This is a genomic window from Alysiella crassa DSM 2578 (genome assembly GCF_000745955.1).
Taxonomy (GTDB): domain Bacteria; phylum Pseudomonadota; class Gammaproteobacteria; order Burkholderiales; family Neisseriaceae; genus Simonsiella; species Simonsiella crassa.
This window is the reverse complement of record NZ_JQKH01000085.1, coordinates 1-9,258: the sequence shown is the minus strand read 5'-3', so window position 1 is coordinate 9,258 and position 9,258 is coordinate 1. Positions and strand designations below refer to the sequence as shown.

The following is a 9,258-nucleotide window of genomic DNA, read 5'->3' as shown; positions in this document are numbered from 1 at the left end:
CCCAAAATGTAGGGTGCGTACCACGCACCAAATCATTCAAATAATTGAAATTTCGGTGCATAATACGCACCCTACATGTAGTTGTCGTGTACTGTAAGGCAGCCTGAAAAAAATTATAGAAGCCCATATTCAAAAAACCGAGTGTTTCATTCAAGCGCAAGCTCATTTTAAGATAGATAAGGAAAAATCATGATGACCGAACAAGAATACCGTAAACAATTTGATGAAGAACAATCAGTTGGCTGGGAAGCCATTGATGCAGAATTGGAAAAAATTTATGGCGAACAAGAGCCGCGTCATTATGCTGCCATGATTAAGTGGTGGATGGGCGGCAATGACCCTTTGGACGGCACAAGCATTTACGATTGCCATGCACCCGTATTCCACCGTCATTTGGTTTCGTATGGCATGAGCGAATTGTATTTTAATCCCGAAAGAGCAGGGCAGGAATACAGCAAATGGGGTTTTGAGTTCACTTTCCGTCTTGCGCCGTATCAGGGCGATGATGAATACAATAATGCGGAACATGAGCCAATTTGGGCGATTAATTTAATGAATAATTTGGCTAGATATGTCTTTGAAAGTGGAAACTATTTTGATGCCTACCATTTTATTCCTACCAATAGCCCGATTAAAGCCGATTGTGAAACGGCTTTGGTGGGTATTGCTTTTGTGCCTGATACCCAATTGCCGACCATTCAAACACCGCATGGCGAAGTTCAATTTTTACAAATGGTTGGTTTGACACAGGCGGAATTGGATTGGTTATGGCAAGACCCAAAAACCAACCGTTGCAAAGAATTGGTGGATAAAATGCGTGTGGATAATCCTGATTTAATTACGGATTTAACGCGCACCAAGAGTTATGTTTAGTCTTGTTAATTGATTTGTATCTCCTATTTTTCAGGCTGCCTGAAAATAATTCATGGTAAAATGTAGTCCGTTGTAATTTGTTAATTAATTCAATGGAGAGATAAAAATGCAAACTTTTCAACACTATCTGCAATCACAAAACCAAGTTGCGCCTGAATTGCGTGATACGGTACGCAGCGTGGTTTCAGCCTGCCTGAACATCAGCGCGAATGTGCGTTTGGGTGCGTTGGCGGGCGTGTTGGGCGAGGCTGGCACGGGCAATGTGCAAGGCGAAGCGCAAAAAAAATTGGACGTGATTGCCAATCAAATTTTAATTGATGAATTAAAACAAAACCCTAATGTGGCAGGTTTGGCGAGCGAAGAAGAAGACGATTTTGTTGCTTGTCATGAACAGGGCGAATATTTGGTGCTGTTTGACCCTTTGGACGGCTCGTCCAATATTGATGTGAACATTTCCATTGGCACGATTTTTTCGGTGCTGAAACGCGACAAAACCGTTTCAGGCAGCCTGAAAGTGGAAGATTTCCTACAAAAAGGCGCGCAACAAGTGGCGGCTGGTTATGTTTTGTATGGCGTGCAAACGGTGTTGGTTTTGACGTTTAAACATGGTGTGAATGTGTTTACTTTGAACGAACAAGGCGAATGGTTGCAAACACATGAAAATCCCAAAATCCCTGAACAAACGGCAGAATTTGCGATTAATATGTCCAACCAACGCCATTGGGAAATGCCTGTGCAGCAATACATTGGTGAGCTGTTGGCAGGCAAAGACGGTGCGCGTGGCAAAAATTACAATATGCGTTGGGTAGCAAGTATGGTAGCGGAAGTGCATCGGATTTTGATGCGCGGTGGCGTGTTTCTCTACCCGAAAGACAACCGCGACTCGAGCAAAGCGGGCAAATTGCGTTTGATGTACGAAGCCAATCCCTTGGGTTTGATTGTGGCGCAATCGGGCGGCAAAATCACGAATGCGCGTGAAAATATGCTGGAAATTCAACCGACTGGTTTACATCAGCGCGTGGCAGTGGTGCTGGGTAGCGCGGAAGAAGTGGAGAGAGTGCGCGAATTACATGGTTAAATAGAATAGGGCAGCCTGAAAAATTTTCAGGCTGCCTTTTCGATTAGCGTGCGCCAAAACCAGTTAGTATGGTTTTGATGGTTTTGAAGAAAATCAGGACATCTAGGCTGAAGGAGAAGTGTTTGATGTAGTAGAAATCATACTCTATTTTAACTTGTGTTTCTTCTGTGCCTGTTGCATAGCCGTGCATAACTTGAGCCCAGCCAGAAATACCAGGTTTGACAATATGGCGGTAATTGTAAAAAGGTACTTGTTGTTCTAATTCTTCTGCAAAAGTTTTAAATTCTGCACGTGGACCAATTAAGCTCATTTCACCTTTTAACACATTGATAAATTGAGGTAATTCATCAATTCTAGTTTTACGAATGATTTTACCAATTTTAGTAATGCGGTCGTCATCAGAAGTAGTTATACTTTCTTGATTATTTTCTTTCATGCTGCGGAGTTTATAAACAGTAATTGTTTTACCGCGATAACCAATGCGTGGTTGAGTGTAGATAATGGAACCGCCATCTTCTAATTTAATTAGAATAGAAACAATTAAAACCAATGGTAATGTAATAGGTAAAGATAGAATAATTAAAATACAATCTAGAATATGTTTAATATTCATATAATTTTGAGATGGGAGAAGGGAGCCTAATTCATTTTCAGAAAAATGCGTAATTTTAACACGTCCAGTTAAAACTTCTTCCATCTGGCGAATATGGTAAACGGAGATACCTTTTAGTATTTGTTGGGCAAGGAATTTTTGCCATTCTGATGTGAGTTCAGATGAGCGCAAATCTGTAACATAGCCATCAATCAAATGATTAGGAGCAAAAGGTTCTGTTAAGCAAATCCATTCCGTTTCAGGCAATATATGGGCTGTTTTAGCTCGACCAAAAGGAATGTAGGCAAGAACGGTTGTTTTACGAGTTTGTATGCGAAAATCCAAATACGAAAAAGCAATAGATAATAACCAACCTAATCCCAAATACCAAACAGAATAGGGTAAACCAAAAACACGTAAAGCCACCCACACCATAGTAAACCAAAATAAACTATTGGGAACAATGGATAGGGCAGATTTTTGACCAGGATGCTTTGTAATTGCTGAAATGGATTTGGTTGTGAAATAGTGAGCTAATCCAACGGTAAGCATACTGATGATGTAGGCGTAGCCTGAATACTTCGAAATTGTTAAAAACAAAATAAAATACGGTAAAATAGCACAAATAATTGGGCTAACCCATATTTTCATTTGAAGTTGAGTATATTTTAGTTTTAACATAAATTGATTTATAAAAATAAGTTAGTAATTAATCTTTTTCGAAAAAAGAATTATCTTGCTTTATTTCTGAAAATCTAGGTTATTATTTTTTAATAATATTAATTACTTTACCTATCAATTCTTTTTCCGAATAAAATTTCTCCAAAATTTCTCTAGGGCTATTTAATTGGTATTCATTAAATTTTTCTATAATTAAATCTAATTTTTGAGCTATATTTTCTTCATTATTATCTGCATACCATCCAATATTATGTTGCTTAATCATATCAATAATTTCACTATTATTGTCCATAATTGCAAATATTGGTTTATTAGCTGCCATGGTAAAGTAGCTTTTACTTGGAACTCCAAGCCCTAACATACCATCTGTTAATGTAACTAAAGCAATATCTCCAGCATTTAAACCATCGGATCTATTTGCTTGAGATACATAGCCATAATATATAATATTTGGGTTATTCATATATTTAATTTTATCTTGTAAATTCTTAATATATGCACCAGTACCAATAAAAATAAATTTTGCTTGAGAAGAGTATTTCATTTTTGTAATGGCATTTAAAATAATATCAATACCTTGCATGCGACCAATATTACCAAAGTAATAAAAAATAATCTCTTGGCTATTTGCCCAACCTATTTCTTGTAAAATCGAGTTATTTGATTTTTCTTGTATGGCAATATCAGATGCATCAATCCAATTTTGCACAATATCTATATTATTTTTCTTGGTTTTTGAATACACTAAATCTTGCATATCTTTACCAATAACAATAACTTTTTCAGCTTGACCATAAATATAATCAAAGATTTGCTTTAATATTTTATACCAAATATTATTTGGCTTAACTATCTGTGCAGGCACAAGATTTTCAGGAAATACATCATGAACCAATAGTATCCATTGAAAACCTATTATTTTTTTTAAAATCACAACAATAGGTAAGAGAAATATAGGTGTTGTACCTGTAAAAACAATATGGTCTTTTTGAATATATTTCCATGATTGACGTAAAAAACCGAAAGATAATCTTAGTTCATATATTAATCTTTTTAATAAACTACTTTTATTTTTCTCACCAGCTTTTACATAAAAGGCATTCTGCTGTTTTGAAAAAGACAAGTCTTCCTTAACTAATAAAGTTAAATCAATTTCAGAATCATTTTCTAAAGCAGAACAAAGTTTTTCAAGTAAATATCCAGTTGTATTTTGTTCTGCACGATAATATTCAGAGATAAGGAAGACTTTTTTTTGCATAATTAAAAACCTATATCATTATGAAATAATTTAAAACTAATATTTCTTCCAAACCACACGATTTACATAATCAGTATAGCTTAAAATAATACGAGCCACTTTTTCACTCACATTTGGCATACTATAATCTTCTACTAAACGCAATAAACGCTGCTCACCCCGACTTTGTGTATCCAAAATAGCCAAACCTTGTAATACACGTTCAGCAGTTAAACCTACCATCATGACAGCAGCTTCTTCCATACCTTCTGGACGCTCATGTGCTTGACGTAAATTTAAAGCAGGAAAATTTAAAATAGAAGACTCTTCATTAATCGTACCACTATCTGATAATGTTGCTTTTGCAGAAAGTTGTAACTTATTGTAATCACTAAAGCCAAGTGGTTTCAGTAACTGAATCAAAGGATTAAATTGAATATTTAACTCTTCAATACGTTTACGTGTTCTAGGGTGTGTGGATACAATGACAGGAAATTGGTATTTTTCTGCAATAGCATTAAGCATATTTACCAAATCTAAAAAGTTTTGATCTGAATTAATATTTTCTTCTCGATGAGCACTGACTACAAAATACCGGTTTTCTGTTAAATTCAACAGTTGTAATACATTTGAATTTTGAATTTTATCCCGATAAAAATTCAATACTTCAAACATTGGACTGCCTGTTTTTATCACTTGATCAGGTCTCAGACCTTCAGCTAATAAATAGTCACGTGCAATTGTACTATAAGTTAAATTGATATCAGCAGTATGATCAACAATACGGCGATTAATTTCTTCTGGTACACGCATATCAAAGCAACGATTACCTGCTTCCATATGGAATGTCGGAATCTTACGACGCTTGGCAGGTAAAACTGAAATACAGCTATTTGTATCTCCTAAGACTAACAAAGCTTCAGGCTGTACGTCTTCTAAAACGTTATCTACTGCAATAATCACATTACCAATTGTTTCTGCACCAGTTTTACCAGCAGCATTTAAGAAATAATTAGGTTTACGAATACCTAAATCAGTAAAAAATATTTCATTCAACTCATAATCATAATTCTGTCCAGTATGAACCAAAATATGTTCAAAATATTCATCACATTTTGCCATCACACGAGATAAACGAATAATTTCAGGACGAGTACCAACAACAGTCATTAGTTTCAATTTTTTCATTATACATCTCATTCATTATTAATTAATTACAGGTAATGCATAAGTGTCAGGTTTTTCACGATCAAAAATTTCATTTGCCCATAACATGACAATGAGTTCATCAGTACCAATGTTAGTGATATCATGTGTCCAGCCTGGTACAGTCTCAACAATACGAGCCTCTTCACCATTTGTTTTTAATTCATAATATTCACCAGTGATTAAATGTTTAAACTTAAACAAAGCTTCACCTTTGATAACTAAAAACTTTTCATTTTTGGTATGATGATAATGCCCTCCACGTGTAATACCTGGATGAGCCGTAAAGTATGAGAATTGACCTGTATGTGGGGTTTTTAGCATTTCAACAAAAACACCTCTCGCATCACCATGCCTTTGAACAGTATAATCAAATTGTTCTGGCTTAAAAAAGCTCAAATAAGTTGAATATAAAGCTCTTTTCAACCCTGTACCTACTTCATCTGTAATAAGTGTTTGACGAGAGTTTTTAAAATCTTTTAGTGTTTCAACCAATTTCCCCACTGTAATTTTGTATTCAGGTTTAATATAAAAACAGCTATTTTCAGGTTTATACTCACCTTGAATAATATTCCAAAATGTTTCAACCACATCATCAATATATACCAAACGAATTTCTGCATTTTCATCATGAATTTCAATCGGTAAATCATTACATACATTATGACAAAATGTTGCGACTGCAGAGTTATAATTCGGACGAGACCACTTACCAAATACATTCGCTAAACGGCAGATATAAGTGGGATTATTATGCTCTTTTGCCAAGTTTATAATAATCTGTTCACCACCTAATTTACTCTGTCCATAGGCATTTTGTTGTTCTCGTTCCACCTGAATTGATGATGATAAAATTAATGGTGTTTTTTTATTATTATCCTTGAGAATATTAGTAATTTTTTCTGTTAATGATATATTTCCATCAATAAACTCTTGTTCATTTTGAGGACGATTAACGCCTGCTAAATGAACAATCCAATCAGCCTGTAAAATAAACGTAACTAATTGATCATCAGATGTTTGACGATTTTGTTTTAACACCTCAACGTTTTGCTGTTCTGACAAAAATTGGATAAAGTTTTTGGCAATAAAACCATTTGAACCTGTAACTAATATTTTCATTATTAAGCCTCAGGAGAAATATACACACCATCAATATAAGAACGGATGAATTCCAACTTCAACAAAAGCTGTTTCATACCTTCTACATCTAAGCGAGTTGTATTATCTGAATTATAATCAGTAACTTCAGAAATATGAGTATCGCCTTCATCTACATATTTACCATAATTTAAATCACGATTATCTGCAGGCACACGGAAATAATTACCTTGATCGATTGCCTTTAAACGTTCTTCACGGCTCAATAAGGCTTCAAAAGCTTTCTCACCATGACGCGTACCAATTACTGTAATTGGATGATTTGGCACATTCAATAATTCTGTTATTGCTTTCGCTAACGTTTCAATTGTTGCTGCTGGTGCTTTTTGTACAAAAATATCCCCATTTTGTCCATTTTCAAAAGCATATAACACTAAATCAACGGCATCATCCAAGGTCATCATAAAACGTGTCATTGTTGGATCTGTAATTGTAAAAGGCTTATCTGCACGAATTTGATCTACAAATAAAGGAATCACTGATCCACGAGATGCCATCACATTACCATAACGGGTACAACAGATTGTAGTATTAGTCCCCTCTAAATTACGAGACTTTGCAACAATAACCTTTTCCATCATTGCTTTGGAAATGCCCATTGCGTTAATAGGGTACACAGCCTTATCTGTACTTAAACAAACGATACGTTTCACACCATTTTGAATAGCAGCTTCCAATACATTTTCAGTACCTAATACATTTGTCTTTACTGCTTCTAATGGATAAAATTCACACGATGGTACTTGCTTTAAAGCTGCTGCATGATAGATATAGTCGACACCTCGTGTTGCATTTAAAATGCTATTAAAATCACGAACGTCACCAATGTAAAACTTTAATTTAGGTGAGTTATATTTTTTACGCATATCATCTTGTTTTTTTTCATCACGAGAAAAAATGCGAATTTCTTTAATGTCCGTTTGAAGAAAGCGTTTTAAGACAGTATTACCAAATGAACCTGTACCACCTGTGATTAGAAGAGTTTTATCCTTAAACATTTTAGCACCTTGTTAGAGAATTATAAATTCTTTGAATTATAACATAAATTGATAACAATGAATAATTTTTCAATTTTACCTAGGGGCTAATGACAATTCGCCTATAATTTCAACCAAACCAAACCAAACCAAACCAAAGCACAAGCTAATGAAACGGTCGCTTCGTAGTTACGTTTTAATTTGTCGTACCGCGTTGCGACTGCGCGAAAATGCTTTAAACGTGCTAAAGCATTTTCCACTAAATGCCTGATTTTATATAAATACCAGTCTGTATTGACGTTAAGGTGTTCCCTATTTTTCTTATATGGAATATTGGCTTGGCATTGTTCAGAGCGGATTAATTCACGAAAAGCATCGCTGTCAAACCCCCTGTCAGCACAAACGGTATCGGTATGACTTAAATCCAATTGTGCCAATAAGTTAGGTGCAACCACAATATCATTTACATTGCCTGCTGTAATAATAAATTCAATCGGATTACCGCAGGCATCAACAGCCAAATGAATTTTGGATGTATGCCATAACCATCTACACAAAATTATAATACGCCGAATGAGCCCAAACTTTTGAACACCGATAAACGTTTAAACAAACGTTACCTGCAACTTATCCAACAACACAGTGTGCCAGCCCAAATCACAGGTGCGACACACAAACCATATGATAAAAAAACCGTGAAAGCCTATACCGAAGCCCTATCGCGATTTTTGAACAATGACAATGTTCGCATCAGCGCATTGAGCCAAGCCATGACACAAAGCATTAAAACCGTTTCAGAACAATCTGTTAAACGTTATTTATTGGTGGCACACGATTGGTCTAAAATCAGCATAAAGCACAAAAACAAACACGATACCTATGCCGTGTCTAACAAACACAACAACATAGGCTACGAATTGCAAAGCAGCCTGCTTATCAGCGACACAACGGGTTTGCCCATTGCCCCTGTGGCGCAGAATTTGCACACCGCCGAGCGCGTATACAGCAGCTATGATGAGCATTTGTCCAAGCAGGAAACGCATTTAGACGAATTATCCAAACGCATTAACTGGATAAAAGAACAAGGTTTTCATTCGGCAAAACAGCAAATTATCAACATCATAGACCGAGAAGGCGACAGTTTTTACCATTTAAGCCAATGGGCAACACAAGGGCATTTGTTTTTGGTACGCATTCGCCAAAACACGGGTTTGCTGCACCGCGATGTTCAAAGCAATGCACAAACATTGGCACGGACTTTGCCGTATCGTTTTTTTAAAGACATTGATTACAAAGGACAAAAAGCACAGCTTTATGTTGCCCAAATCAATGTGATTTTAAAACGAAAAGTGTATGCCAAAAATCAAGCAGCCCAAAAGGCAGAACCTGTGGCAGTTAAATTGGTGTGTGCCAAAGTGGTGTGCAATGGGCAAAGCATTGAACCGTGGTATTT

Annotated in this window: 8 protein-coding genes and 1 pseudogene; 3 read left to right on the top strand and 6 right to left on the bottom strand. The window is 35.8% G+C overall.

Translation table 11 applies throughout. The features are described 5' to 3' along the window. Positions 1–192: 192 nt before the first annotated feature. Positions 193–873: a suppressor of fused domain protein gene (locus Q338_RS10635; protein WP_034295217.1), complete on the top strand. Its 681-nt coding sequence runs from the start codon at positions 193–195 to the stop codon at positions 871–873. A gap of 106 nt (positions 874–979) precedes the next feature. After that, complete coding sequence (locus tag Q338_RS10630) at positions 980–1,951, top strand: class 1 fructose-bisphosphatase (RefSeq protein ID WP_034295215.1); 972 nt, start codon at positions 980–982, stop codon at positions 1,949–1,951. A gap of 43 nt (positions 1,952–1,994) precedes the next feature. On the opposite strand, the gene Q338_RS10625 is transcribed toward Q338_RS10630, so the two are convergent. The 6 genes and pseudogenes from Q338_RS10625 to Q338_RS10600 all read right to left on the bottom strand — a co-directional run. Next, positions 1,995–3,224 carry a sugar transferase gene (locus tag Q338_RS10625; RefSeq protein ID WP_051968612.1) on the bottom strand — a complete coding sequence of 410 codons (1,230 nt, stop codon included), beginning with the start codon at positions 3,222–3,224 and terminating at the stop codon, positions 1,995–1,997. 82 nt (positions 3,225–3,306) lie between these two features. Then, on the bottom strand, positions 3,307–4,482 hold the full coding sequence (locus Q338_RS10620) for a glycosyltransferase family 4 protein (protein WP_034295213.1): 1,176 nt from the start codon (positions 4,480–4,482) through the stop codon (positions 3,307–3,309). A 36-nt stretch (positions 4,483–4,518) separates the two neighbouring features. Next, positions 4,519–5,649, bottom strand: a complete 1,131-nt coding sequence (gene wecB, locus Q338_RS10615) for a non-hydrolyzing UDP-N-acetylglucosamine 2-epimerase (protein WP_034295211.1) — start codon at positions 5,647–5,649, stop codon at positions 4,519–4,521. A gap of 18 nt (positions 5,650–5,667) precedes the next feature. Then, entirely contained in the window at positions 5,668–6,789 is a 1,122-nt protein-coding gene (wbjC, locus tag Q338_RS10610; protein WP_034295209.1) for a UDP-2-acetamido-2,6-beta-L-arabino-hexul-4-ose reductase, read from the bottom strand. A gap of 2 nt (positions 6,790–6,791) precedes the next feature. After that, positions 6,792–7,826 carry a nucleoside-diphosphate sugar epimerase/dehydratase gene (locus Q338_RS10605; RefSeq protein WP_034295207.1) on the bottom strand — a complete coding sequence of 345 codons (1,035 nt, stop codon included), beginning with the start codon at positions 7,824–7,826 and terminating at the stop codon, positions 6,792–6,794. Positions 7,827–7,927: 101 nt separating this feature from the next. Next, a pseudogene (locus tag Q338_RS10600) lies at positions 7,928–8,344 on the bottom strand (IS5 family transposase); the annotation flags it as partial. 48 nt (positions 8,345–8,392) lie between these two features. On the opposite strand from Q338_RS10600, the gene Q338_RS10595 reads away from it, so the two are divergent. Next, a partial coding sequence (locus tag Q338_RS10595; RefSeq protein WP_034295205.1) for a hypothetical protein occupies positions 8,393–9,258 on the top strand: 866 nt, incomplete at its 3' end.